The sequence below is a fragment of the Luteococcus sp. Sow4_B9 genome (assembly GCF_052116585.1).
GTDB lineage: Bacteria > Actinomycetota > Actinomycetes > Propionibacteriales > Propionibacteriaceae > Luteococcus.
Genome location: NZ_JBQKKT010000004.1, coordinates 41,450 through 67,202 on the forward strand (window position 1 = coordinate 41,450; position 25,753 = coordinate 67,202).

Below are 25,753 nucleotides of genomic sequence, written 5' to 3' on the forward strand. Positions count from 1 at the left end.
ATGGATCCACCTGGACGCCCGGGGGGAGACGGAACGGTTGACTCACACAGGCTATGAGCTGCACAAAACCCGTGTCCAACAGTGCAGGCCGAACTGGTCGAGAGTCTCAACCAACCCTTGAGCCCTGCCCTGAAGGTCTGCCAGCCGCGCGCAACGGGTCACCGGGTGCTGGGCGTGGCAGGGGAACTGACGTCGAAGACCGTGGCCTGTTCCCCCAGCAGCACCTGCAGCACCCTGCCCTTGTCCTGGGACGCGGCGGCACTGCCCCAGATGACCTTGCGCCCCTCGTCCAGGGCCAGCTCGATCCGGTCCGGACTGCCCGCCCGCACCACCTGCACCTGGGAGGCAACCTCCGGTGGCAGGCTGGCCACCACACTGGCCACATCGGCCAGCAGGCGGTTGTCCACCGTCGCCGTCTCGGCCTGCAGCACACCCTTCACGGGCTTGGGCACGTCGGCGAAGACCACGCCGGCGGCATCCACGGCCTGCAGCCTGGCGCCGACACGTCGATGGAAGACCGCGCGACGCTCCGTCACCTCGATGACCACGGTGCCGGGCGGCCGGGTGTGCACCTGGACTCCCTCCACGGCAGTGATGCCCGTCGACACGCGCTGGGCGATGTCAGCCGAGTCCAGCTGGGCCAATGGCGTCCCGACGGGAACCTGCGCCACCCGGGAGACCTGGTCCTGGGGAATCGTGCTGGTGCCCCTGACCTCAACCTGGCGCACCGAGAGCACCGGCGAGAAGCGCACCAACCACACGAGGGCCAGCGACGCCACCACCATCGCCACGGCCAGGGCGATGGTCATCCTGCGCCGACGGGTCTCCCGGCGACGACGCTCCTCGATGGCGGCCGAGACGTCCGTCGGGGTAGCCGGGCGGGGCCTGGACCTGCCATCTGCGGCAGTGGAGGGAACCATCAGGCTCCCGAGCCGCTGGGGCGTCCGTCCCGGACGGCCGCAGAGTGCAACTGGTCCACCAGCAACGGACCCACCAGGGTCACGTCGCCGGCCCCCAGGGTCATGACCAGATCTTCCTTGCCCACCAGGCCAGCCAGCGCGGACGGGAGGTGTGCCTTGTTGGGGACATAGATCGACTCGGCACCAGCAGCCAGGGCCGCCTCGTGCACCAGGCTTCCGTCGACGCCTTCGATCGGGTCCTCGCGGGCGGCGTAGACGTCGGTGACCACCACGATGTCGGCCAGCGCCAGTGCCTGCCCGAACTCGGCGGCGAAGTCCTGGGTACGGCTGAACAGGTGGGGCTGGAAGCAGGCCACCAGCCGGCCCTCCCCCGCGGCCTTGCGCGCAGCCGTCAGGGCAGCCCGGATCTCGGTGGGGTGGTGGGCGTAGTCGTCGTACACCCGCACCCCGTCGACCTCGCCCACCAGCTGGAAGCGACGCAGCGTCCCGGTGAAGGTCCCCGCCGCCCTGACCAGTGCCTGCGGATCGTGCCCGAGCAGTCGTCCGACGGCGAAGGCCGCGGCGGCATTGCCCAGGTTGTAGCGGCCGGGCACCTGCAACTCCATCCGGCCGGTCCACCCGTCATGGGTGAGCGTGGCACTGGCCGAGGTGCCCTCGAAATCCAGCTCCGAGAGCCGCACCTCACAGCCGGGGTGCTCGCCATAGGCCAGCACGGTCCTCCCCTCCTGACGAAGACGCTCGCCCAGCGCCGCCGCGACGGGATCGTCCCCGTCCAGCACCACCGCCCGCACGTCCTTGCCGGTGGCGAAGCGCAGGAAGCCTGCATGGTAGGCCTCCGGCGTTCCCCAGTTGTCCAGGTGGTCGGCCTCCACATTGGTCACGACCGCGATCGTCGTCGGGTACTGCAGGAAGGTGCCGTCGGACTCGTCGGCCTCGACGACGAAGGCCTGGCCGGATCCCAGGTGCGCGCTCTTGCCCGTGCTGGCCAGGGGCGATCCGATGACATAGGAGGGGTCCGCCCCAGCCTCCGTCAGCATGACCGAGGTCATGCCCGTGGTGGTGGTCTTGCCGTGAGTGCCCGCGATGGCGACGGCCTCCTTGCCCAGCATCAGCGCCGCCAGGGCGGTACTGCGATGCCAGATCCGCAGACCGCGCTCCCGAGCAGCTGCAAGCTCCGGATTCGACTCGCGGATCGCCGACGAGATCACCACGGTCTGCGCACTGCCGAGCTGCTCGGCCGCATGCCCCACGTGGGTGCGGATGCCCTGGTGTTCCAGCTGACGAAGGGCCGGCGAGTCGGCCTGGTCCGATCCGGAGATCTCAACTCCCAGGTCGTGGTACAGCTGGGCGATGCCGCTCATGCCGGCGCCGCCGATGGCGATGAAGTGCACGGGCCCCACCTGGTCGGCCGGCAGCACCTCGACTGGTTCACGCAACATGCTGGTCTCCTGACAGCGATTCGAGCACAGCCCGGGCCACGGTGGCGGCGGCATCCGGTTCGAACAGTGCGGGCCCCGAGCGGGCCATGGTGTGCAGAGCCTCCGGGTCCTGGATCCGTTGCAGCACTTCACGGGCCAGACGCAGCCCGTCGAGCTCCGCGTCGGGAACCAGGACGCCTCCGCCGGCAGCCACCAGACCGGTGGCATTGCGCTCCTGCTCGCCATTGCCGTGCGGCAGCGGGACGAAGACGGCCGGCAGACCACAGATACCTGCCTCGTAGACGGTGCCCGCGCCGGAGCGGCAGACCATCATGTCCGCCGCCGCATACGCCTTCTCCATCCCGTCCACATAGGCCACGGGATGGTAGGAGGCTCCGCAGGACGGATCGCTGACCACCGTCATGTCATCGGGGAAGTTCTTCGGTCCCCACACGTGCAGGATTTGTACACCGGCGGCCAACAGTTCGTCGCGCGCGGCGAGGGTGGCGTTGTTGATGCTGCGCGCTCCCTGGGAGCCGCCGGTCACCAACAGCGTGGCTCGGGCCGGGTCGAGTCCGAAGTGCTCGCGGGCAGCGCGCTGACGGCTGGCACGTCCGTCGCGAGCGAGCTCGTCGATCTCCCGACGCACCGGCATGCCCACCTGCTCACAGCCCGGCAGCGGCGTGGAACCGAAGGTGGCCAGCACCCTGGTGGCAAATCGGGCAGCCACCTTGTTGGCCAGTCCCGGGACCGCATTTCCCTCGTGGACGATGATCGGAAGTCGCCTGCGACGGGCTGCGAGGTAGACGGGCATCGCGACATAGCCGCCGAATCCCACCACCACCTGGGCCCGGGTCTGGTCCAGGATCTCCCCGGCGCGCCGCACGGAACCGACCAGTCGGCCGGGCACGCGCAGCAGCTCAGGCGTGGGCTTGCGCGGCATCGGCACCGGCGGGATGAGCTCCAGCCGCAGCCCCGCGTCCGGCACCAGGCGGGTCTCCAGTCCCTTGACCGTGCCGACGCACGTCAGTTCCGCACCGGGCGCCAGGACGCCCAGTGCCTGGGCCGTGGCGATCATCGGGGCGATGTGGCCTGCCGTGCCCCCACCGGCGAGCACGACGCGCACCGGATCCGCGGGGCCGGCCTGCGAGCTGGTCGTGTCAGTCATGCTGCTCCTGCTGGGACGAAGGGGATCTGTTCCACGGTTGAGAGGTCGGCGACCATCGTCATCGGCCTCCGTCCACCACGGTAGTGACCTTGGGACGCGGCTCGCCAGCCTTGCGGGCCAGCTGCCGGCGCGCAGCCGGTTCCTGCCGGGCGCAGGCCAGCAGGACCGCCACCGCAAAGAGGTTGGCCATCAGGGCGGAGCCACCGGCCGAGATGAAGGGCAGAGGCACGCCAACCACTGGCAGGAGCTTCATCGCCACCCCGATGTTGACCAGCGCCTGGAAGAGGATCCAACTGGTGGTTCCGGCAGCCAGCACCCTGACCAGGATCGAGTCGGCGCGCATGGCAATCCGGATTCCCGCGTAGCCGAGCACCGCGAACAAGGCCAGTACCGAGAGGGTGCCGAGCAGACCCATCTCCTCACCCAGCACCGCGAAGACGAAGTCATTCTGCGCGCCGTCGTTCAGATTGCCCCACTTCTGGCGGGAACGGCCCAGGCCCAGGCCCCACCAACCGCCGGAGGCCAGCGCATAGATCGCCGAGATCGGCTGCTGCGAGGCATTCGGGTCATCCGCGCCGCCGCCGCTGACGAAGGCAGCGATGCGCCGCATGCGGTTGGGACTGGTGACCACCAGCCCGATGATCGCGATTGCGGCCAAGGAGACCAGCGCGCCCAACATCCGGATCGGGACACCGATCACGAACAGGATCGAGAAGCAGATGGCACCGATGACCAGACCGGTACCCAGATCCTTCTGGGCAAGGACCAACAGCTCCACCAGCGCGAAGCCACACAGCAGGGGCACCAGCTCCCGCGGCCGGTCCAGCACCCGCTCCTTGGTGCTCACCACCGCCGCGGACCACATGACCAGCCCCAACTTGGCGAACTCGGAGGGCTGCAGGCTGATCGGACCGATCCGTAGCCAGGCCAGATTTCCCTTGCCGGCGTCATTGCCCAACCCGGGCACGAAGATGGCGAGCAACAGCACGAGCGATCCAATGAAGGCCACCCAGCCCAGAACCTTGAGACGGGCCTCTGACTGCCGGGAGAGCCACCAGGCGAAGGGCAGACCCATCGCCAGGAAGAGCAGCTGACGCTGCGCGATGAAGTAGGGATTCCCCTGGTTCACCGCCGACGAGTAGACCGAGGAACTGGACAGCACCATGAGGGCGCCCAGGAAGATGAGCAGGGTGCTGGAGACGAGCACCAGGTACCACGACGCCATCGGAGCGGCGAGCACGTCACCCACCATGCTCCATCGGTTCCCGCCCGGGGTGACGGCCGTCGCCCCGCTGCGAGCGCCGGGCCCGCGTCGCGCCTGGTCCCCGCGACGAGCCCTGCCGCCACGTCGGGCCTGGTCCCCTCCGCGAGGCCGTTCCCCACTGCGAGGCCGTTCCCCACTGCGGCCGGGGCCACGACGACGTGGCCCGTCGCCGTCAGGTCGGGTGGCCATCTCGTTCCTCCTTCCGGCGTCCACGGTCGGTCGATCGGTGTGTGCCCGGGTCAATCGCCCAGGGCTCGGGCAGCAGCGGCGAAGTCATCACCGCGGGCGTCATAGCCGCTCCACATGTCCTGGGAGGCGCAGCCGGGCGCCAACAGGACCACGTCGCCCGGCTGAGCCATCTGCGACGCCCTGGCCACGGCTTCCTCCATCACACTGGTCTGGTTGGAGTCGAGCACCACGACGGGCACGTCCGGGGCGTGCGCCGCCAGCGCTGCGGCCACCACCTGGCGGTCGACGCCGAACAACACAGCGCCCTTCAGGCGACTGGCATGGGTCTGCACGAGCTCGTCGAAAGTGGTTCCCTTCGCCTGACCACCGGCAACCCACACGATGGACTCGAAGGCACGCATGGACGAGTTGGCCGCGTGCGGATTGGTGGCCTTTGAGTCATCGATGTAGCGCACCCCGCCACGCTCCGCGACGGTCTGGATCCGATGGCCTCCCAGCGTGAGATTGCGAAGGCCCTCGCCGACGGCCCTGGGCGGCACCCCGAAGGAACGGGCCAGGGCGGCAGCGGCCAAGGCATTCTCCACATTGTGCGGCGCACTGGGGTGCACATCCTGCACCTTGGCCAGCTCCATCGCAGAGTCCTTGCGCTGCTCCACGAAGGCGCGGTCCACCAGCAGGTCATCCACCACCCCGAGCATGCTCATGCCGGGCACGCCGAGTGTGAAGCCGATGGCGCGAGCCCCCTCCACGACGTCGGCGTCCTCCACCATGCGCTCGGTGATCGGGTCGGCGACGTTGTACACACAGCTGTGCCGCACCTGGTGGTAGATGCGCGCCTTGTCCGCCCGGTAGCGCCCCATCGGGTCCAGGGATTCGTCAAAGCCCTCCCCCTCGTACCACTGGAGGTGGTCGGGTTGCAGGTTCAGCACCGCGGCCGAATGCATCTGGATGCTGTTGGACCAGTGCAACTGGAAGCTGGACAGCTCCACGGCGAGCACGTCGTAGGAGGTCTCGTCCAGCACGGCCTCCATGACGGGACGGCCGATGTTGCCCACCGCGGAGGTCTCCAGGCCGGCGGAGTGCAGGATCGACTCGAGCATCTGGGTGGTGGTGGTCTTGCCATTGGTGCCAGTGATGGCCAGCCAGGGAACGGTGCGATCCGGCTGCTGCATCCGCCAGGCGAGCTCCACCTCACCCCAGACCGGCACGCCACGCAGCGCGGCCTGGGCCAGCAGGGGCGCCGACGGCCGCCAACCGGGCGAGGTCACGACGAGGTCCACATCGTCGGGAAGGGTGGTCGTGGTGCCCTTGCCCAGCTCCACCGTGGCGCCGAGCACCTCCAGCACCGTGGCCTTCTCCACATTGGTGGGCGAGTCGTTCTCGTCCAGCACCGTCACCTTGGCGCCCACCTCGAGCAGACCGTCGGCGGCGGCGAAGCCGGACGTGCCAAGGCCCGCAACGACCACCGTGGCCTGGGGCCACGGTGAGAGGCGATTGGCTTGCTGGATCCAGTCAACGGGGCTCAAAACTGTCCCACCACCCATTCTGCGTAGAAGAGTCCAAGCCCGGTGGCGACGGCCAGGCCGCAGATGATCCAGAAGCGGATCACGACGGTGACCTCGGCCCAGCCGAGCAGTTCGAAGTGGTGGTGCAGCGGTGTCATCTTGAAGACACGCTTTCCACCGGTGGCCTTGAAATAGCTGACCTGGATCATCACCGAGACCGTCTCGATCACGAACAGGGCCCCCAGGATCACCAGGAGGAACTCGGTGCGCGAGAGGATCGCGAGTCCGGCCAGCGCGGCACCCAGCGACAGGCTGCCGGTGTCGCCCAGGAAGATCTTGGCGGGCGAAGCATTCCACCACAGGAAGCCAAAGCAGGCCCCCGCCAGGGCCATCGCCACCACCGCCAGGTCATAGGGGTCACGCACCTCGTAGCAGCGCGGCCCCGATGTGGCCTGCAGCCCACACCACTGGTTGAACTGCCAGATGTTGAGCAGCGCGTAGGCGCTGAAGACCATGGTCAGCGCACCCGATGCGAGGCCGTCCAGGCCGTCGGTCAGGTTGACCGCATTGGACGCGCCGGCGATGAGCAGGACCATCCACAGCACCGCCACGACGGCGGGCAGGCTCAGCCAGCTGATGTCCCGCAGGAAACTGATTGCCGTGGATGCCGGGCGGATGCCCCGGTCATTGGGGAAGTACAGGGCCATCGCGCCAAAGCTCGCTGCCAGGAAGCCCTGCCCCGCCAGCTTCGCCTTGCCCGTCAGGCCGAGCGAACGCTGCTTCGAGATCTTGGCCCAGTCATCCATGAATCCCAGCACGCCGTGCCCCACGAAGAGATAGAGCACCAGGAGCGCGGAGACGGTGACGGGGGTCCAGGTGACCAGGTGCGCCAGGAAGTAGGAGAGGACGACGGCGATGATGATCACCAGGCCGCCCATCGTCGGTGTGCCGCGCTTGGTGTGGTGCGCGGTGGGACCGTCGTCGCGGATGAACTGGCCGTAGCCCTTGCGCACCAGGTAGCCGATCAGCACGCGGGTGCCCAGCAGCGTCCCGATCATGGCCAGTCCACCGGCCAGCAAGATGTTCTTCACCGTTGCACTCCACTCTCAGCAGTCATGCGCTCCCCCGAGCGCATCGCCCCGGCCTGTCCCTGTTGGGGCTCCAACAGTTCAGCGGCCACCGTTTCCAGGGCGAGGCCACGCGAGGCCTTGACCAGGACCACGTCGGCGCTCCCCAAGGTTAGCGAGCTGGCGACAAGATCTCGCTGAGACTCCCGCGCCGTACCCCCCAGCTCGACGGCCCCTTCGACGATGTACCGGGCGAAGTCACCCACGCCGATCACCTCGTCCACGCCACTACGCACGGCCAGCCGGCCGAGCTCGCGATGCAGCTCCGCGGCATCGTCGCCCAGCTCGAGCATGTCGCCCAGCACGGCATGGCTGCGCGCTGACGGGTCCTCGGCCCGACGCGCGGCACCGATCCGGCCGATCGTCGTGATGGCTTCGTGCATCGAACCGGGATTGGCGTTGTAGGCGTCATTGAGGACGGCGGCACCGTCCGGGCGCACGGACATCTCCATGCGCCAAGGGCTGCGTGCCGTCGCGGCACACAGTGACTGGGCCACCTGCGCCGGTGCGCACCCTGCGGCGATCGCAGCGGTGGCCGCGGCCAGCGCATTGGAAACCTGATGACTGCCAAGTTGCCGGAGCTGGACCGGGAACTGGCTCACGACCCCGGACTGGTCCACTCGCAACTCGAAGGAGTACTGCTCCAGGGCATTGCCCTGCACCTCACTCGCAGTGACGAACAGGTCCCCCTCGGGGCGGACGCCCTCCTGGCCGGCCCAGTTGGTGCGCGACCACCACGCCAGCCGCGCCTTCGTGCGAGGTGCCATGCCAGCCACCAGCGGGTCGTCGGCATTGAGAACCGCCCAGCCGTCCTCGGGCAGGCACTCGATGATCTCGCCCTTGGCCTGGGCGATGGCCTCGCGACTGCCGAACTCGCCCAGATGGGCGGTGCCGACATTGAGCACCAGCGAGATCCGGGGAGCGGTGATGGAGCAGAGCCAGGCCACGTGCCCCAGCCCCCGTGCCCCCATCTCGCTCACCAAGTACTTGGTCCGCTCGTCGACGCTGCACGCCGTCAGCGGCACGCCGATCTCGTTGTTGAAGGAGCCCACGGGACTGACGGTCGGGCCGTCGTCCTCCAGCAGCTGCGCCAGCAGGTCCTTGGTGGAGGTCTTGCCGGAGCTGCCGGTGACAGCCAGCCCCACCAGCCCACGCTCCGCCTCACCGGCGACCACGTGACGAGCCAGTTCCGACAGGCCCGCGACACTCTCCTCGACGAGTACATGGGGCAGCCCGGCTTCGGTTTCCCTGATCCCGATCACCGCGGCAGCACCGGCAGCCAGCGCCTGTCCCGTGAAGTCATGACCATCAACCCGCTCGCCGGCGATCGCCACGAAGACTGACCCCGGGGTCGCCTTGCGGGCATCGATCACCACGTCCGGCCCCACCGTCGCATCGGCAGGGCCCGTCAGCGTCCCACCGGCCCAGGCGGCCAGGGTGGCGGCATCCATCGTCCTCATCAGTGCACTTCCCGTGTTCCATCACCAGGGTTCACCAACAGGCGCCACTGCTCGCGAACCACCTCCACGTCGTCGAAGTCATGGATCGTCGTCCCGACGATCTGGCCCTTCTCATGACCCTTTCCCAGAACGAGCACCACATCGGCAGGGCCGGCCATCTCCAGCGCGCGGCCGATGGCCTCGCGACGGCCGGCCTGCTCGACCACCTCCGCCTGTCCCACGCTGCGGGCCCCATCGGCGACGGCCGCCCGGATGGGGGCCGGATCCTCGGTTCGCGGATTGTCATCGGTCACGACGACGACGCCTGTCCCGGTCGCTGCGGCGGCACCCATCGGCGCTCGCTTCGCGGCATCCCGGTCACCTCCTGCCCCCGTGACGACGATCGTCCGGCCACCTTCGCCCGGTCGTGCCGAACGGACAGCCTGCTCGATCGCCTGCGGGGTGTGTGCGAAGTCCACGTACACAGTGGGAGATTCCTGTCCGTCCAGACGGACCAACTGCATCCGCCCGGGCACCTGGGCATGCGCGACGCCCGTCAAGGCATCGTCCAGTCCCACGCCCGCCGCGGTCGCCATGGCCACGGCCATCACGGCATTGCGGGCGTTGTACTCACCCGGCAGGTCGATGGTGAACTCCCGCTCACCCTCGGGGCCGCGGTAGTGGATCCACGTCCCGGGACCCTGCGGACGGGTGTCGAGGATCCGGTGCTCGCTCTCCCCCAGGCCGGTGGTCACCAGACGAACCCGTCCGTCGGTCGTGATCCGTCGCGCCAGCTCCTGACCATGGGGATCGTCTGTGTTGATGACCGCCACGCGGCAGTGCTCCGCATCGAACAGGCGCGCCTTCGCCTCGAAGTAGTCCTCCATCGTGGGGTGGAAGTCGAGATGGTCGCGACCCAGATTGGTGAATCCGGCCACGTCGAAACCGACGTGGTCCACCCGCTGCAGCGCCAGGGCGTGCGAGCTCACCTCCATGGCCACGCTCTGCGCCCCTCGCTCCAGCATCACGGCCAGCAGGGCCTGCAGGTCCGGCGATTCCGGGGTGGTCACGGTGGTGCGGGTGCTCGGGAGCTCGTGGCCCTCCAGGCGGAAGCCATTGGTGCCGATGGTGCCCACGCGACGGCCCGCAGCAACCAGGGCCGCCTCGAGCAGGAAGGTCGTCGTGGTCTTGCCATTGGTTCCGGTCAGGCCAAACATCACGAGGTCATGCGTCGGGTGCCCGAACAGAGAGGCCGCCGCATCCGCCATCGCATCGCGAGGGTCCTGTGCCACCACCACTGGAACGCCAGCGGCCTCACACTCCTCCCGGCCGTCCTCATCGGTCAGGATCGCCACGGCCCCTCGTTCGACCGCTCCGCGCGCAAACTGGGCGCCGTGGACACGGGTTCCCGGCAGGGCGACGTAGAGGTCGCCCGGACCGACGGTGCGTGAGTCGAGCGTGATCCCGGTCACCACGACCTGACCCTGACTGATCCGGACCGCTCCAGGGGCCGAATCGGCGAAAAGTTCCGTCAGCTCATGACGGGGCTGGCGCTGCGGGCGCAGCAGGCTCTGGTCAGATGTCACGGTTCGTACTCCAGCGGATTGTCGGGCGCCGGCGTGGGATCCGGCAGGACACCGTAACGCGGCAGGGCCAGTTTCATGATCTCCTGCGCGACGGGCAGGGCAATCTGGGAGCCCTGATGGCCCTTCAGTGGCTCGTCGAGGACCACGTACACCAGGATCTGCGGATTGTCGGCCGGGGCGGCAGTGATGAAGGAGGCCGTGTAACCGCTGTATCCACCCTTGCCGTCGGCGCGTTCCGCAGTTCCCGACTTGCCGATGGTCCGGTAGCCCGGGATGGCACGGTCCTTGGGCGAGAGCGTGATGACTGCCTCCATCATGTCGCGAACCTCAACGGAGGCCTCCTTGGAGATGACCCGGCGAGCAGTACGTGTGGGAAGTTGGACCGCTTCCCCGTCGGCTGCGGTCGCCTGCTTCAACATCGTCGGCGGGTTGTAGACGCCGTCATTCACGATGCCGGCCACTGCGGCAGCTTCCTGGATGGGGGTGGTGGAAAGACCCTGCCCAAAGGCAATCTGGTCTCGGGTGTAGTCCGCCATGTCCGCCTTGGGCAGGATGCCGGCGCCTTCACCGGGCAATTCCAGACCGGTCTTCTGGCCCAGACCGAAGGACTTCAGGTAGTCCACCAGGGTTGCCTTGTCCATACGGCGGGCCAGCATCGTGGTGCCGATGTTGGAGGACTTGGCCATCACCCCGCGCGCAGTCATGTGGGCAACACCGTGCGGCGTGGAGTCGCGGATGTAGCCGCCCCCCGAAGCCAGCTTCGGCGGCACCTCCACCCGGGTGTCTGCCTTCACCAGCCCCTTGTCCGCCAGGGCGGCGAGCGTCAGGACCTTCTGGACGGAGCCGGGTTCGTAGATCGCCTCCACCGAGCGGTTCAGCATGCTGTTCTTGGCCGCAACCTTGCTGATCTCGTTCGGGTCATAACTGGGCAGGTTGGCATTGGCCAGCACTTCGCCGGTCTTGACATTCATGACGATGGCGGTGCCGGTGGCCGAGGCGGAGCTGATGGCGCCCTTGGCCAGGGCGGACTCGGCGCTCTGCTGGAGGGCCGCGTCAATGGTCAGTTGATAGTCGAAGCCGTCGACCGCGGGCGTCAGCACGTCCGTGCCCAGAGGAATGCGGCCATAGACCGAGCTCTCGTAGGTCTCGACGCCCGGCGTTCCCGTCAGCCCGTCGTTGAGGGACTTCTCCAGGCCGGTCAGTGCCGTGCCGTCGGAGCGCACCACGCCGACCAGGTTGCCACCGACGGAGCCCGACGGGTAGATGCGCTTGGGGTGGTCCTCCTTGTACAGGCCATACCAGTAGCTGGCCTTGTACTCCCCGGCCTTGCCACCCTGCCGGAGCTCCTTGTTGATCTCGTTCCAGACACTGGTCTCCACCTGGTCCTCGACCACCTCGTACTGCAGTGACTCGCCATCTTTGCCCTTGGCGGTCAGCTGCGGGAGGTAGTCGTCGGGCTTGCCACCGAGGTGCTTCGCGAGGACGGCCGCGATGGCGCCGGGGGCAGCGGCACCGATGGCGCGTTCGCGTTCGGTCAGGTCACGACGCTTGTCGGCACCGTTGCGCTCGATCATGCTCGGATCCGCGATGATCTTGACCGCAGGGACCGTGTCGGCCATCACGGTGCCGAACCGGTCCTGGATCGTGCCCCGCTGGGGCGCCAACGGCACCGTGTGGGTCATCTGGGCGGCAGCCTTCGCGGCGTAGGCCTGGGAGTCGAAGGCCTGCAGCTGCAGGGCTCGCCCCATGAACAGGGTCAGCACCAGCATCATCGTCACCAGGAGCCAGCGCAATCGCTGGATGGGTGGGGCCAGCTGGAGCCGCTGCCCGCCGACCTTCGAACGGGCTGCGGGGCGAGCGCCGCGGGGGGCTGGACGCCGCGACGGCGCCGGACTCCCGGTGCGTCGCTGCTCCATCAGTCCCCTCCGGCGCTGCCCACGGCCTGCGACGACGCCCGGTCAACCGTGCGACCGCCGGAAGCGTTGGCCGTGTCCGATGTCTGGGGCTTCTTGGCATCCTGCGCCGGGCGTGACTGCCCGCTGGCCGCCTCGCCCGCCTGCTTCTGTTCTGCCTGCTTCTGTTCTGCCTGCTTCTGGGCGGCGAGCCGCTTCTGCTCGGCCGCCTGCGCAGCAGCGGCCTTCTTCGCCGCCTCGATCCGGGCCAGACGTGCCTTGCGCTCATTCTCGATCTGCGCGCGCCGTGCCTCGCGGGCCTTCTCCATCGCAACCGTCACCTCGTCGGCACTGCGGTAGTGCTGGTTGGGCATCTCGGCTCCGGAGACGCGCGTCGGCTCACCGACGACCCGACCACCCTTGCCGTCCGCATCCAGCTGCACGAAGACCGGGTGCGGATTGGGCCGAAGGCCGATCTCCCACGCCTTCTCCGCCAGTCCGGAACTCGAGCGCAGCTGCTCCACCCTGGCCGTCAGGGAGGCCTGCTGATGGCCAAGGTCCTCGGCCTCGCGCTGGGCCTGCGTGACGGTCGCGGAGCGCTGCTGGATCGCCGTGTTCAACAGCAGCACTCCCACCATGCCCGCCCCGAGAAGTCCCAACAGGAAGATGATGAAGGCCACCCGCGAGAGCCGGGCGGCGCTCGCGGGGACCGGACGCAGTGGGGGCGCCCCGGCACGGGCCGCGGCGCGTTCCTGGATCTGTTCCAGCGGTGCAAGCAGTGCGCTCATCGGTGGCTCCTGATCCGTTCGGCGACCCGCAGCCTGGCCGAGGCTGCGCGGGGGTTGGTCTGTACTTCTTGCTCACTGGGCTTCTCCGCGCCTCTGGTGAGCAGTTGGAACTGGGCCTTCATCTGCTCCGGCACGACCGGCAGGTCTCGTGGGGCACTGTCGCTGGAGGCGTCGCGGAAGGCGTTCTTCACCAGACGGTCCTCCAATGAGTGATAGGAGAGCACTGCCACCCGCCCGCCGAGGCCCACAGCCTCGATGGCTGCTGGCAGCACACCCTCCAGCGCCTCCAGTTCTGCATTCACCTCGATGCGCAGGGCCTGGAAGGTGCGCTTCGCGGGGTGTCCACCGGTCTTGCGCGCGGCCATCGGAATGGCATCGGAGATCACCTGGACCAGGCGCGCCGAATGCTCGAATGGCTCCAGTTCACGCGCGTCGACGATCCTGCGGACGATTCGGTCCGCAAAGCGTTCCTCCCCGTAGACGCGAAGGATGCGCAGCAACTCGCGCGGCTCGTAGGTGTTGACCACATCGGCTGCGGTGAGGCCCTGCTTGCCGTCCATGCGCATGTCCAGCGGCGCGTCAACGGAGTAGGCGAAACCGCGTTCGCGACGGTCGATCTGGAGGCTGGACAGTCCCAGATCCAGCAGCATTGAGCCGATCGAGCCGACCCCCAGGGAATCGAGGACCTCTGGCAGCTCGTCGTAGACCGCCTCCACTGCCGTGAACCTGTCCCCGAAGGGCTCCAGACGTCCTCGAGCGATGGCAAGGGCGCTGGGATCACGATCGATGCCGATGACGCGGGCCTGCGGGCAGGCCTTCAGCACCGCCTCCGCATGACCTCCCATGCCGAGCGTCCCGTCAACGTGGACGCGCTCGCCCCCCTGCAGCGCCGGGGTGAGGAGTTCCAGGATCCTGTCCAACATGACCGGGACGTGGATGCGTGCGGGATCGGTCGCCGACGTGGTGGACACGTCCACCTGCCCGGTCTCGCCCATACGATCCACCAATCCATCTCGCTTGTGCTTCGGGGTTTCAACCCGGGGGTGGGAAGGACCGCCTGGCACCGGGGAAGGTGAGCCAGGGAGTCGAGCCCCCGGATTGAAGCCTCGCGGCACAATCCGTCAATCCGTTGGCCACCCGACTCACAGGCCGGGGAAGACCTCTTCATTCATCTCGGCGAAGACCGATTCCTGCGCAGCGGAGTACTCCTCCCACGCGGCAACGTCCCAGACCTCGACGCGGTTGATGGCACCCACCACCACGATCTGGGTCTCCAGACCCGCGTACTGGCGCAGCTGGGGCGGAATGGTGACCCGTCCCTGCTTGTCCGGCGTCTCGTCGGAGGCCCCGGCCGCCAGCATGCGCTGGAAGTCGCGAACCTGCTTGAGGGTCGTCGGAGCGGTGCTCACCTGCTTGGTCATCTCGACGAAGGTGGCCGTCGGGTAGATCGCCAGACACCTGTCCTGGCTCCTGGTGATCACCAGGCCGTCAGCCAACTCGTCGCGAAACTTTGCCGGCAGGAAGAAACGACCCTTCTCGTCGATCTTCGGAGTGTGGGTACCCAGGAACACCTGGCCACCTCCGCTCGCTCCACGATCGTGCCGATTTCCTCCACTTGGCTCCACAATACTCCACAGCGCTCCACTTCCAATGCATTTCCCTCCCCCAGCCCTCCCTTGAGGGCATCTTCAGGTTCAGTGCAGGGTGCCGCCGCGACATTGGGGAGCGATCGGACGCACGGTAAGGTGCAACGGGCGTACTCCCTGCAGACCGGCCGGTCCACGGGCGTCCGAGCAGCCAATGACGACGGTGCCCCAGCGGTGCCCGACGAGAATGGAGAACCCGGTGGAGCAGAATGGGGCACCAGGCCGCACCCTGTCCGACGTGGTCGAGGTGATGGGCGCGGTTCGTACCGCGATCGAGAGCGTCATCGAGGGCAAGACCGAGCAGATCGACATCACGCTGGCAGTGCTGCTGGCGGAGGGACACCTGCTCGTCGAAGACGTGCCCGGCGTGGGCAAGACGATGCTGGCCAAGGCACTGGGCCGTTCCATCGACTGCAGCGTCCGTCGACTGCAGTTCACGCCCGACCTGCTGCCCAGCGACATCACCGGTGTGAGCATCTACAACCAGGAGACGCACTCCTTCGAGTTCAAGCCCGGTGGCATCTTCGCCAACATCGTCGTGGGCGACGAGATCAACCGCGCCTCACCCAAGACCCAGTCCGCCCTGCTGGAGGCCATGGCCGAGCGCCAGGTCTCCAGCGATGGCATCACCCATGAGCTCGCGCTCCCCTTCATGGTGGTCGCCACCCAGAACCCGATCGAGATGGAGGGCACCTACCCCCTCCCCGAGGCCCAGCGCGACCGCTTCATGGCCCGGATCGAAATGGGCTACCCCACCCGCGCCTCCGAGTTGGACATGCTGGACTCGCATGGAGCCACCAATCCGCTCGACCAGCTGCAGCCGGTGACCGATGCCGACACCATCGTCGGGCTGATCCAGGCCGTCAAGGGCGTCTATGTTGCCCCAGCGGTCAAGGACTACATCGTCGGCGTGGTCTCGGCCACCCGCACCAGCAAGGACCTGCGCCTGGGCGCCTCGCCCCGAGCCAGCCTCCAGCTGCTGCGCGCAGTCCGCGCCCAGGCCGCGCTCGCAGGCCGTGACTACGCCATCCCGGATGACGTCCAGTCGCTGGCCAGCGTGGTGCTCGGCCACCGTGTCCTGCCGTCGGTCCAGGCCCAGCTGGCTGGCCGAACCGTGCAGGAGATCATCGACGCGGCGGTGGAGACCGTCGCCATTCCCGACCGGAGATGAATTCTTGATCGCCAAGTCATGGCGAGTCCTCACCAACCGCGGGCGGGCCTTCCTGCTCGTGGGCCTGGTGGGCCTGCTCGCCTGCATGGCCTTCGGCCAGCGTGACCTGGCCAGGGTCTGCATCCTGCTCCTGCTGCTGCCGGTGGCTGCGATCGGCGTGGTCGGCCGGTCCCGCCTGCACCTGGTGAGCGAGCGCACCATCGACCCCCCTCGGGTGACCCTGGGCGAACGGATGGATGCACAGCTGAACCTGCGCAAGGCCGGCGCCCTGCCCGTCGGACTGCTCCGCTTCGAGGACACGGTGCCCCGTGAACTCGGTCGACGCCCCCGCTTCACCATCCACACCTTCGCCGGTGACTGGAAGCGTCAGCTCACCTACCCCCTGATGGGTCTGGCCCGTGGTCGCTACCGGGTGGGCCCCCTGTTGGTGCGAGCCGTGGACCCCTTCGGCCTGGCCGAGATCGACCGGCAGTTCCGCGCCACCAACGAAGTGCTGGTCACCCCCGAGGTGGTACCGCTGGGGCAGCTGGGCTCCGCAGCCGGCAACAATGCGTCGGGCGAGTCCACCCCGCAGAAGATTGGCCTGGTGGGCCAGGACGACGTCCTGGTCCGCGAGTACCGCGACGGCGACGACGTGCGCCGCATCCACTGGCGCTCCACCGCACGCAAGGGTGAGATCATGGTGCGCCGCGAGGAGCAGGCCTGGGACCCGAGCGTCACGATGCTGCTGGACTCCCGTGCCTCCTCGCACGCCGGTTCCGGCCGCACTGCCAGCTTCGAATGGGCTGTCTCGGCCACGACGAGCATCGCGCACCACCTGCTGAGCAATGGTTTCCGGATGACCATCGTCGATGCCGAGGGCCGAGTGCCGACGGCAAGCGCCGAGGATCCGTATGCGGCCCGCGAGGCTGTCCTGCTCGCCATGACCGATGAGGATGTGTGCGACGTGACGGGCCTGGAGACGGCACTCGAGACGAACCTGCAGCGCCAGGGGGAGATGCTCATCGCGGTCCTCGGACGGCTCAGCCCCGAGGACGTGACCGCGCTGGCCACCGCGCGCAGCGGCCGGACCGTGGGCATGGCCATCGTCCTGGACGTCGACTCCTTCACCATCCGCGGCCTGCGCGCCGATCCGGAGGTCATGGCCCAGCACGAGGAGTGCGTGAAGCAGTTGGCCGACGCCCAGTGGCGCGTCGTGCAGGTCAAGCGAGGCAGCTCCGTTGCCGAGGCCTGGGCAGAACTCGAACGCCGAGGAGGTGGCGCCTGATGCGCACAACCGACCGTCTCACCGTCGCCGTCGCCGCGGCGATGGCCCTCGCCTCCGCGAGTTTCCTCCCCCTGACCCAGGATCGTGGCTACCTGGTCTACGCCGTCGGCCTGGTGGTGCTGCTGGAGGCGATCTCCCTGCTGGTCCGACGCACCAAGCTGCCTCCGGTGGCCGTGCACGGCTTCCAGCTGGTGGTTCTGCTGGCCCTGGCCATCCTGCTCGGCCTGATGGCCCAGCCAGAGGCGACGCGTGGCATCGGCCAGTTGCCCGCCCTCTGGAAGGACTCGGTGCTGCAGATTCGCGTCCAGGCCGCCCCGATGACCGCCACCCCCGGTCTACGCTGGTTGATGGTGGTGCTGATCGGTCTGGTCACCGTGCTCGCAGACCTGCTCGTGCTGACCCTCAAGGCAACATCGTGGATGCTCGCGCCGCTGCTCACCCTGTACCTGATCCCGGCACTCGCGCTGGCCGATGACGTCGACTGGCGGGTCTTCGGCCTGCTCGGTCTCGGCTACCTCTTGGTGCTGGTGGCGGACGGGGTCAACGAGAACGCAGTCTGGACCCGCAATCTGGCCACCGACACGGCCGTCAAGGGCCACACCACCTCCGGAGCCATCCGGTTGGGGGCCCTGGTGGGCATTCCTGCCCTGGCGCTCTCACTGGCCCTTGGCGCGATCGTGCCACGATTCGGCAATCTGGACATCCAGTCGGCCCGCCCTCGCGGCAGCGGCCCCATCCAGATGGCGGATCCCAGCATCGACCTGTCCAAGAACCTGAACCTGCCGCAGGACCGCGTGGTCATCACCTACAAGGCCGACCAGCCGCTCTACCTGCGAACCGCTTCGCTCACCGTGGTGGATGCGGAGGGGTGGCACATGGCTCCCGTGCAGCTTGACGACGGGGCTCTTCCCGCACCTCCCGGCTTGACCGAGCCCGGCAAGCAGATCTCCACCGAGATCGAGGTGCAGGACCTGAGCGGCGAGTACCTGCCGGCTCCCTATGCCCCACAGAGCTACACCGCGGAGGGGCGCTGGCGTCACGACCCGCTGTCGCTGACGATCCTGTCCACTGAGGACCAGGACCGCACCGAATCCATCCGGAACAAGAGCTACCGGGTCATTTCGACGCTCAATGATCCGCAGGCCAACAACTTCACCCTGGCCCAGCCCGGTACCCCGCCGGACGCCAAGGTGACCTCGGCCGTGCCGGCCAATGTGCCCAAGACGATTCTGGACATCACCCATCAGGTGACCAAGGACGCCTCCACCCCGGTGCTCAAGGCAGCCGCCATCCAGGCCTTCCTGGCCAGCCCGCGGAACTTCGGCTACTCGACCACGGCCCCACCCGGTGACGGTTTCGACGTGCTCACGAATTTCCTCACCCGGGACAAGACCGGCTACTGCGTCCACTTCGCCTCCACGATGGCGCTGATGGCCCGCATCGAAGGAATTCCCTCGCGGGTCTCCGTCGGATTCCTGCCGGGCGAGAAGGTGGGCGACCACTATGAGGTCAAGGCCAGCAACATGCACGCCTGGCCCGAGCTGTACTTCGCCAACCACGGCTGGGTCCGGTTCGAGCCGACGAGCCGCGTGGCCTCCGCCCCGGAATGGTCCTTGGTGAACAAGGACGTCAAGCCCCTGCCGTCGGCAACGGCCTCCGGCGGCGCCAGCTCGCGGATCATGTCCCCCAGTCCTTCGGCCAGCAAGGCCTCCAACACCCCGACGCCGAGTGCAGCGCCCACCCCCGTCGATGGGGCTGGTCTGCCCTGGGGTCGGATCCTGCGCTGGGTGGCCGGTGTGCTGGGCATCCTGCTGCTGTTGTCCGTACCCGCCCTGGTGCGTGTGGTGACCCGTCGTCGGCGCATGGCATCCTCGGGCGATGGACACCAGCGGGTGGCCGATGCCTGGGCCGAGGTGCGTGACACCATCCATGACCTGGGTCGGGACTGGCCCAGCGGAACCCCCCGCGAGAAGGCTGCGGGAGTCACCCCTCTGCTCACCGACGAGGGCAGCACTGCCATGGAACGTCTGTCGATGGACGTGGAGCGTTCCCGCTATGCCCGCGATCTGGGTGAGCTGGGCGATCTCGCTGGCGACACGAGTGCGATCCGCCAGGACCTGCTGGAGCAGGCCAGCCGGACCGATCGCGTCCTGGCGCTGGTACTGCCCAGGTCGCTGTGGAAGCGGATGCAGGGTTCGCCGCGCAAGGCGGCCCCCTCCGGCGACGAGGCGCCAGCGGCAACCTTCGACGAGTCCGGCGGCTGATCCTTTCGATCCGACGGCTGGCAGCGGCCAAGCTGATGGTGACAACGAAGACGGAGGGCGCATCCTGTGGGATGCGCCCTCCGTCATGCTGTGCGGTGGTTCATGGTGTTGAGGTGATGGTTTCGGGAGGTCACGCGATCATGACCATGGCCCTGTGGGAGCTCAGCGGCCGCCTTCCTTGCGCCACTGCTCTGCCGCCCGGTCGAGCTGGTCCAGGTCCAGGCCGGCAGCACGTCGCTGGGCTCTCTGAGCCGGATGCTGCGGGGACAGCTGCCCCTCGGGACGGGTGTGATCGGCAATCATCACGGCGGAGATCAGCATCACCACGAAACCCAGCAGGCTGACCACCGGGTGCACCTGCACACCACCGACCAGGCCGACCAACCCCACGACAAAACCGAGGACGAGTCCCCCCGCTCGACGGGGGCGCGCGGGAGTCTGCGGTGTCTCACCGCGCAGCGTGCTGGCCAGTGCCGGGTCATCGGCTGTGAGCGACGCCTCCAACTGGTCGAGCAAGCGCTGTTCCTGCTCCGAGAGAGCCATGGCCCGCCTCCTTGTGGTTCGTGCCTCCCAGTGTATGTGTGCCCGGCTCCTCGCGGAAGAGACGCCCCGATGACTCAGCGACGAGTCAGCGAGGCCCTCTGCACGGCAGCCGGCCCGTACCTGTGCACCACCTCGTCAGCCACGATTTCAACATCGCGCATTCCCCGGTCCGGGGCATCCAGAGGGGGCTGCTGGAAGGCCTGCTCGGCATCCACCAGCCCCTCCACCCGCACCCCCACTCGGCGAATCCGTGCCCGTTGCAGATTGAGGCGACAGAAGGTGCGCCAGATCCCGTCGAAGATCTCGTCAGTGACATCGGTGGGCCCGGCCAGACTGCTCGACCGACTGATGGTGCTGAAATCGGCGAATCTGACCTCGACGGTGACCGTTCGTCCCAGCACGCCCGCCCGTCTCATCCGGGAGGCGACTCGGGCAGACAGCCGCAGGAGTTCCACGCGGACCAGTTCCGGATCGTCGGTGTCCCGGGAGAAGGTCTCCTGGGCACCCACCGACCGTTCCGTCTGCTCGGGAACCACGCGCCGCTCGTCCCGGCCCCACGCGAGGTCGTGCAGCAACTGCCCTTGGTGGGGCCCGAACGCACGCTGCAAGGTGCCCCGTGGCGTGTGTGCCAGATCCGCAACCCGGGTCAGACCCAACTGGTGCAGCCGCCCGGCCGTGGCTGGCCCCACGCCCCACATGGCCTCCACCGGCAGCGGATGAAGGAAGTCGACCACCTCATGGGGGCGCACCAGCACCAGGCCGTCTGGCTTGGCCTGCTTGCTGGCGAGCTTGGCCACGAACTTGCTGGGTCCGATCCCCACCGAACAGGCAACGCGTTGCTCGTCGGCCACCTGGGCGCGCAGTCGCTCGCCGATCAGCACCGGGTCTCCCAGCCGCCGCAGGGCCCCGGTCACGTCGAGGAAGGCCTCGTCGATGCTGGCGGCCTCCACCCGCTCGGTGATGGTGGCGAAGATCTCGAAGACCCCCTTCGAGACCATCTGGTAGGTGTCGAAGTCCGGCGGCACCGCGACGGCCTGGGGGCAGAGCCGACGGGCCTTCGTCGAACTCATCCCACCCTCGATGCCGTACTTGCGCGCCTCGTAGTTGGCGCTCAGGACCACCCCGCGGTGGGCACCACCAACGTACATGGGACGGGTGCGCAGCTCCGGCCGTCGAGCCATCTCGACGCTGGCATAGAAGGCATCCATGTCCACGTGCAGAATCACGGGCGCGCTCATCGGCCCGAACTCCCCGGCGAGGAGTGCCACAGCTTGCGGGGAGCCTGGGTGGTTGGGGTGCCCGCAGGTTTGACGTCGGCATAGGGTGACTGGGCAAAGCCGCTGGCATGGACCAGCACGCGACGCCGCCCCATCCCACCGGCCCGGGTCTGGCCGTCGGGGTGTTCCGGCGTGGCACGCCAGTCGGTGAACAGTTCCACGTCGTGCACCTTCTCCCCCACGATCCCGGCCCCCTCCGGAACCTGTTCGATGATCGCCAACACCGCAGCCAATGCCGCAGGCCGGCCAGAGCCCTGGTCCAGCTCCGAACGCCAGACCTGCCAGAGTTCGGCCAGGTCCCAGGCGCCCGTGGCGCGCAGGGAGACCCCGCGTGGCCCGGTGCGTCGCAATTCCCCTCGCACCACCAGCAGCCAGGAGGAGAAGACGGTGTTGGCATAGGGGCCCTGGGCATCTTCGAAGAAGGTGCAGTCCACCGGACCGGTCCCGTCATCCAGGGTCAGGAAGACCACTCGTCGTCCGCTGCGCACGGGAGGCGTCTGGGTGGCAACCTTCACCCCGGACACCAGCAGGTCCGACTTCTGGCGGTGCCGCAGCAGATCCGCGGAGGACACCGTGCGCAATTCGTCGAGCAGTTCACGGTAGGTCTCCACCACGTGTTCGCTGACGTCCAACCCCAGGATCTCCAGCTCGGAACGCAGCCTCTCGTCGCGATCCATCTCCGGGAGCCCGGTGGCAGCCACATCCGCGGGCGGCGCCCAGCCGAGCGGCTCGCATGGGTCCAGGGCGGGGTCGAGCACCGGCTCACCCTGTGGCTCGCTGAAGTCGAACGCGAGCTGGACTGCTGCCAGGTCCCCCACCCGCTCACCCCGGACGGTCGAACCCTTCCCCTGCCCGCGAGCAAGGTCTCGCGGATCGCCCTGGGCTGAGGATGACAGGACCGCGCTGCGACGCAGGCCCCGCGCCCGGTTTGCCGTACGAGCATCCACCCGGGCCTGTCGCTTGAGGTCCGAGAGGGCCAGCACCAGGTCACGTCTGGTCAGACACCCCGTGCGCAGCACCGACGACGGGCGGCCCACACCGTACAACTCGTCGAAGGCACCGCACAGCACGAGCTTCTCCACCACCGGCGCGGGAACCTGTGCACGGGCCCAGAAGTCGCTGAGGCTGGTGAAGGGTTGGCCCCCGACGATCCGCGCGATGTCCACCTCGCTGATTCCGGAGACATCGGCCAGGCTGAGCCGGATCCCCCAGCCCGAGCCGTCGGGCAGGCCTTCTGCAGAACGGGGAGCCGATCCGAAGGCATCGTCGACCGGAACCTGCTCCACCCGGTGTTCCCCGGTACTGCGGTTGACGTCCACGCCGAGGACCTCGATCCCGCATCGCCGCGCCTCCTCCAGGATCAGCCGCTTGGGGTACATCCCGGGATCATGGGTCAGGACCCCCGCCAGGAAGTGGGCCGGGTGGTGCCACTTGAGCCAGGCCGACTGGTAGGTCGGGAGCGCGAAGGCAGCGGCATGGGCCTTGCAGAAGCCAAAACTGGCAAAGGACTCCAAGACCTGCCAGACCTTCTCCACCACCGGGGCGGGGTATCCCCGTTCCCTGGCCAGCGGGAAGAACCACTCCTTCACGTCGAGCTGGCCTGCCGGATCACCCAGCGCTCGCCGGGCCTCGTCCCCCTGGGCCAGGGTGCACCCCGTCATGATGGAGATGATCTTGATGATCTGCTCATGGAAGACCACCACCCCACCGGTCTCCGAGAGGACGGGTTCCAGATCTGGGTGCAGGTAGTGGGGCTTGTCCCATCCCTGTCTGGCATTGAGGAAGGGAACCACCATGTCCGACTTCACGGGGCCGGGGCGAAAGAGGGAGATGTCGATGATGATGTCGTTGAAGGTACTGGGGCCGAACTTGCCCACCAGCTCCCGCTGCCCCGGCGACTCGATCTGGAAGCAGCCCAGCGTCTGGGCATGTCCGATCATGTCGTAGACCTCCGGATCGTCGAAGGGGGCCAGCTGGTCGATGTCGGGGGCGGAACCCTCGGTTCGTTCCAGCTCGGTCAGGGCATGGGCCATCGAGGACTGCATCCGGATACCGAGGACGTCCAGTTTCAACAACCCCAGATCCTCCACGTCGTCCTTGTCGAACTGACTCATCGGGAAGCCACCGAAGCTCGCTTCCAGCGGGGTGCGGTCCCTCAGCGTGGCGTCGCTGAGGATCACCCCGCACGGATGCAGCGCGACGTGCCGGGGCAGGCCATCCAGCTGCTCGACGAGTTCGAAGAGCACCTCGAGCCGTCGTTCCGCCAGACCCGCTGCACGCAGCTCCGGAAGGTCGCGCAAGGCCTTGCGGGCATCCCGGGCCCGGATGTGGGGAAAGGCCTTGGCGATGGCATCGGCCTCGCCCGGTGGAAGACTGAGGGCGGCCGCCACGTCGCGCACGGCATGCCTCACCCGATAGGTCTCCAGCATGGCGACGCAGGCCACCCGCTCCCCACCGAAGACCTCCATCACCTTCTGGTAGATCTCCACCCGCCGAGCAGACTCGACATCGAGGTCGATGTCCGGCAGCGCCTGCCTCAGGGGCGACAGGAATCGCTCCATGACCAGACCATGGGCCATCGGGTCCACGCCGGAGATGCCCAGCAGATAGTTGACCAGACTTCCCGCACCGGATCCCCGGGCGGCACAGCGGATCCCCATCCCCCGAATCAGCTCCACCACGTCCGCGACGGTGAGGAAGTAGGAGGCATAGCCGAGTTGTTCAACCACCCCGAGCTCCTCGTCCAGTCGTTTCCGGATCCCCATCCCGGCATCTCCGTAGCGCGCCGCGATGCCGGACTCGCACCTGTGCCGCAGCACTGCCATCGCCTCGCCCATGGTGGCCTGCCCCAGCCCCAGCACGTCGAACTCCGGGAGATGGATCTCCCCCAGACCGATGTCTGCGCGAGGGGCGAGGCGGCAACGCAGGGCCAGGTTCCGGGTGTCGGCCAGCAGCCGTTCGGCTCCCCCGTGTCCTCGTCCGGACAGCAGGGAGATCTGTTCCGCAAGCTGAAGCATCTGCTTGCCCGACTTCAGGTGGGCCTCGGCATTGCGACGGTCCACATTGCGCACGTCCAGCGGTACACGCCGCCGGGCGGCGTCGAGCACGTCGACCACTGCGGCCTGGTGGCGGTGGGCCATCCGGACCTGGTTGGTCAGGACCGCTGTGATGCCCTGGGCGTCGGCGAGCTCCAGCATGGCACCGGCCTGATGTGCACTGGCCACCCCCTGACCGGCCACCTGGTGATTGGTGACACCCACCGCCAGGTTCTGTCTGCCCACCAGATCCATCCAGCGACACAACTCGTCCCGGGCCAGGTCCCGCCGGCCCGTGGCCACATGGTGCCCGAACGGTGAATCCGCCCCCAGCGTCACCACCAGTTCCCCGGCACCGGCATGACTGGCGATCAGCTCCGGGGAGCAGACGGGTTTGCCCCGCTCTCCCGCCAGATGGGTCTGGGAGGTGAGCCGACAGAGCTCTGCCCATCCCTGTCGCGAGGTGGCGGTCACCACCACGCGCGGAAGCCGGGGATCGCGGATCTCGCCGCCCCGCGCAGCCGTTCGACGAGGAGGCCGGGGACCGTCCGACGAGGTCCCACCCGACCCGTGGGGAATGGCCAGGTCCACCCCGACCACCGGGGCGATCCCAGTGCGCAGACATGCCTTCGCGAAGCGGATCGCGCCATAGAGACCATCGCGGTCCGTCAGGGCCAGCGTGTCCATTCCATGGGCAGCCGCGGTGGCCACCAGCTCGCCCGGATGGCTGGCGCCGTACTGCAGGGAATAGCCGGAGGCCACCCGCAGGTGCACGAAGGGGTCTCCCATCAGTCCAGCACCGCCCTCAGCCGCCAGCTGCCATCCCCCCAGCTGTGGTCCAGTTCGTAGATTCCGCGGCTGGCCTCACGACCATTGGCAGCTTCAACCCGCCACACCTCTCGCTCCCCCAGGAGATCGCCGACGGGCTCTGCCACCCCACCGGACGACGCCGACCACGCCCCCGCATCACCCAGCTCCACATCACCCAGCTCCACATCACCCAGCTCCACATCACCCAGCTCCACATCACCTCGGGCCGCCCGAGCTCCCGGCGACTCCCACCACGGGCTGGACTCGATCCACCGCGAGTGCACGTCCAGCACTCGCCAGACCTTGTTCCGCCACAGGAAGAGACTGGGCCCCTCCACCTCGTCGACGCGGCCCGTCCGCACCTCGATCGCCTCGTCACACCTGCGCACAGCCGCCTCCGTCCACCCGTGAACCAGCGCTTCCGCAGCCCGGTTCCTCCACGAG

Annotated in this window: 19 protein-coding genes; 3 read left to right on the top strand and 16 right to left on the bottom strand. The window is 68.2% G+C overall.

What is annotated here, in order from left to right; all coding sequences use genetic code 11:
• Positions 1 to 158: 158 nt before the first annotated feature.
• The 12 genes from ACTQ49_RS03945 to mraZ form a co-directional block, all read right to left on the bottom strand.
• Positions 159 to 920 (bottom strand): cell division protein FtsQ/DivIB, encoded by a 762-nt coding sequence (locus tag ACTQ49_RS03945; RefSeq protein ID WP_441826547.1) that lies wholly within the window; start codon positions 918 to 920, stop codon positions 159 to 161.
• On the bottom strand, positions 920 to 2,359 hold the full coding sequence (gene murC, locus ACTQ49_RS03950; protein ID WP_441826548.1) for a UDP-N-acetylmuramate--L-alanine ligase: 1,440 nt from the start codon (positions 2,357 to 2,359) through the stop codon (positions 920 to 922). Before murC ends, ACTQ49_RS03945 begins: the two co-directional genes overlap by 1 nt.
• Entirely contained in the window at positions 2,349 to 3,506 is a 1,158-nt protein-coding gene (locus tag ACTQ49_RS03955; protein ID WP_441826549.1) for a UDP-N-acetylglucosamine--N-acetylmuramyl-(pentapeptide) pyrophosphoryl-undecaprenol N-acetylglucosamine transferase, read from the bottom strand. Before ACTQ49_RS03955 ends, murC begins: the two co-directional genes overlap by 11 nt.
• Before the next feature lie 58 nt (positions 3,507 to 3,564).
• Positions 3,565 to 4,746 (bottom strand): FtsW/RodA/SpoVE family cell cycle protein, encoded by a 1,182-nt coding sequence (locus ACTQ49_RS03960; RefSeq protein WP_441826711.1) that lies wholly within the window; start codon positions 4,744 to 4,746, stop codon positions 3,565 to 3,567.
• A 263-nt stretch (positions 4,747 to 5,009) separates the two neighbouring features.
• Complete coding sequence (gene murD / locus ACTQ49_RS03965; protein ID WP_441826550.1) at positions 5,010 to 6,503, bottom strand: UDP-N-acetylmuramoyl-L-alanine--D-glutamate ligase; 1,494 nt, start codon at positions 6,501 to 6,503, stop codon at positions 5,010 to 5,012.
• Complete coding sequence (gene mraY / locus ACTQ49_RS03970) at positions 6,482 to 7,555, bottom strand: phospho-N-acetylmuramoyl-pentapeptide-transferase (protein ID WP_441826551.1); 1,074 nt, start codon at positions 7,553 to 7,555, stop codon at positions 6,482 to 6,484. Before mraY ends, murD begins: the two co-directional genes overlap by 22 nt.
• Positions 7,552 to 9,051, bottom strand: coding sequence for a UDP-N-acetylmuramoyl-tripeptide--D-alanyl-D-alanine ligase (locus ACTQ49_RS03975; protein WP_441826552.1), 1,500 nt, complete (start codon positions 9,049 to 9,051; stop codon positions 7,552 to 7,554). The genes mraY and ACTQ49_RS03975 overlap by 4 nt, the downstream gene beginning before the upstream one ends.
• A complete protein-coding gene (locus ACTQ49_RS03980; RefSeq protein ID WP_441826553.1) occupies positions 9,051 to 10,616 on the bottom strand; it encodes a UDP-N-acetylmuramoyl-L-alanyl-D-glutamate--2,6-diaminopimelate ligase in 1,566 nt (521 codons plus the stop codon). The genes ACTQ49_RS03975 and ACTQ49_RS03980 overlap by 1 nt, the downstream gene beginning before the upstream one ends.
• A complete protein-coding gene (locus ACTQ49_RS03985) occupies positions 10,613 to 12,388 on the bottom strand; it encodes a peptidoglycan D,D-transpeptidase FtsI family protein (protein WP_441826712.1) in 1,776 nt (591 codons plus the stop codon). The genes ACTQ49_RS03980 and ACTQ49_RS03985 overlap by 4 nt, the downstream gene beginning before the upstream one ends.
• 143 nt (positions 12,389 to 12,531) lie before the next feature.
• Positions 12,532 to 13,296, bottom strand: coding sequence for a hypothetical protein (locus ACTQ49_RS03990; protein WP_441826554.1), 765 nt, complete (start codon positions 13,294 to 13,296; stop codon positions 12,532 to 12,534).
• Complete coding sequence (gene rsmH / locus ACTQ49_RS03995) at positions 13,293 to 14,291, bottom strand: 16S rRNA (cytosine(1402)-N(4))-methyltransferase RsmH (protein WP_441826713.1); 999 nt, start codon at positions 14,289 to 14,291, stop codon at positions 13,293 to 13,295. The genes ACTQ49_RS03990 and rsmH overlap by 4 nt, the downstream gene beginning before the upstream one ends.
• A gap of 147 nt (positions 14,292 to 14,438) precedes the next feature.
• The gene (gene mraZ, locus ACTQ49_RS04000; RefSeq protein ID WP_441826555.1) at positions 14,439 to 14,867 is read right to left on the bottom strand and encodes a division/cell wall cluster transcriptional repressor MraZ; all 429 of its coding nucleotides are present in this window, start codon (positions 14,865 to 14,867) and stop codon (positions 14,439 to 14,441) included.
• A gap of 313 nt (positions 14,868 to 15,180) precedes the next feature.
• Between mraZ and ACTQ49_RS04005 the strand changes: the two genes are divergently transcribed.
• The 3 genes from ACTQ49_RS04005 to ACTQ49_RS04015 are packed head-to-tail and all read left to right on the top strand — an operon-like array spanning position 15,181 to position 19,644.
• Positions 15,181 to 16,113 carry an AAA family ATPase gene (locus ACTQ49_RS04005; protein WP_441826714.1) on the top strand — a complete coding sequence of 311 codons (933 nt, stop codon included), beginning with the start codon at positions 15,181 to 15,183 and terminating at the stop codon, positions 16,111 to 16,113.
• Between the two features lie 4 nt (positions 16,114 to 16,117).
• The gene (locus ACTQ49_RS04010; RefSeq protein WP_441826556.1) at positions 16,118 to 17,380 is read left to right on the top strand and encodes a DUF58 domain-containing protein; all 1,263 of its coding nucleotides are present in this window, start codon (positions 16,118 to 16,120) and stop codon (positions 17,378 to 17,380) included.
• Positions 17,380 to 19,644 carry a transglutaminase family protein gene (locus tag ACTQ49_RS04015; RefSeq protein ID WP_441826557.1) on the top strand — a complete coding sequence of 755 codons (2,265 nt, stop codon included), beginning with the start codon at positions 17,380 to 17,382 and terminating at the stop codon, positions 19,642 to 19,644. The genes ACTQ49_RS04010 and ACTQ49_RS04015 overlap by 1 nt, the downstream gene beginning before the upstream one ends.
• 162 nt (positions 19,645 to 19,806) lie before the next feature.
• On the opposite strand, the gene ACTQ49_RS04020 is transcribed toward ACTQ49_RS04015, so the two are convergent.
• From ACTQ49_RS04020 to ACTQ49_RS04035, 4 genes are all read right to left on the bottom strand, one after another.
• Positions 19,807 to 20,187: a DUF3040 domain-containing protein gene (locus ACTQ49_RS04020; RefSeq protein WP_441826558.1), complete on the bottom strand. Its 381-nt coding sequence runs from the start codon at positions 20,185 to 20,187 to the stop codon at positions 19,807 to 19,809.
• A 74-nt stretch (positions 20,188 to 20,261) separates the two neighbouring features.
• The gene (gene dinB, locus ACTQ49_RS04025; RefSeq protein ID WP_441826559.1) at positions 20,262 to 21,425 is read right to left on the bottom strand and encodes a DNA polymerase IV; all 1,164 of its coding nucleotides are present in this window, start codon (positions 21,423 to 21,425) and stop codon (positions 20,262 to 20,264) included.
• Complete coding sequence (locus tag ACTQ49_RS04030) at positions 21,422 to 25,288, bottom strand: DNA polymerase III subunit alpha (protein WP_441826560.1); 3,867 nt, start codon at positions 25,286 to 25,288, stop codon at positions 21,422 to 21,424. Before ACTQ49_RS04030 ends, dinB begins: the two co-directional genes overlap by 4 nt.
• A complete protein-coding gene (locus tag ACTQ49_RS04035) occupies positions 25,288 to 25,698 on the bottom strand; it encodes a DUF6504 family protein (protein WP_441826561.1) in 411 nt (136 codons plus the stop codon). The genes ACTQ49_RS04030 and ACTQ49_RS04035 overlap by 1 nt, the downstream gene beginning before the upstream one ends.
• Positions 25,699 to 25,753 lie beyond the last annotated feature (55 nt).

Excerpts from the sequence above, each read along its gene's own strand:
- ACTQ49_RS03945 (WP_441826547.1), bottom strand. The coding sequence starts at position 920 with ATGGTTCCCTCCACTGCCGCAGATGGCAGGTCCAGGCCCCGCCCGGCT.
- murC (WP_441826548.1), bottom strand. The coding sequence starts at position 2,359 with ATGTTGCGTGAACCAGTCGAGGTGCTGCCGGCCGACCAGGTGGGGCCC.
- ACTQ49_RS03955 (WP_441826549.1), bottom strand. The coding sequence starts at position 3,506 with ATGACTGACACGACCAGCTCGCAGGCCGGCCCCGCGGATCCGGTGCGC.
- murD (WP_441826550.1), bottom strand. The coding sequence starts at position 6,503 with ATGGGTGGTGGGACAGTTTTGAGCCCCGTTGACTGGATCCAGCAAGCC.
- ACTQ49_RS03975 (WP_441826552.1), bottom strand. The coding sequence starts at position 9,051 with ATGAGGACGATGGATGCCGCCACCCTGGCCGCCTGGGCCGGTGGGACG.
- ACTQ49_RS03985 (WP_441826712.1), bottom strand. The coding sequence starts at position 12,388 with ATGATGCTGGTGCTGACCCTGTTCATGGGGCGAGCCCTGCAGCTGCAG.
- ACTQ49_RS03990 (WP_441826554.1), bottom strand. The coding sequence starts at position 13,296 with ATGAGCGCACTGCTTGCACCGCTGGAACAGATCCAGGAACGCGCCGCG.
- rsmH (WP_441826713.1), bottom strand. The coding sequence starts at position 14,291 with ATGGGCGAGACCGGGCAGGTGGACGTGTCCACCACGTCGGCGACCGAT.
- ACTQ49_RS04015 (WP_441826557.1), top strand. The coding sequence starts at position 17,380 with ATGCGCACAACCGACCGTCTCACCGTCGCCGTCGCCGCGGCGATGGCC.
- ACTQ49_RS04020 (WP_441826558.1), bottom strand. The coding sequence starts at position 20,187 with ATGGCTCTCTCGGAGCAGGAACAGCGCTTGCTCGACCAGTTGGAGGCG.
- dinB (WP_441826559.1), bottom strand. The coding sequence starts at position 21,425 with ATGAGCGCGCCCGTGATTCTGCACGTGGACATGGATGCCTTCTATGCC.
- ACTQ49_RS04030 (WP_441826560.1), bottom strand. The coding sequence starts at position 25,288 with ATGGGAGACCCCTTCGTGCACCTGCGGGTGGCCTCCGGCTATTCCCTG.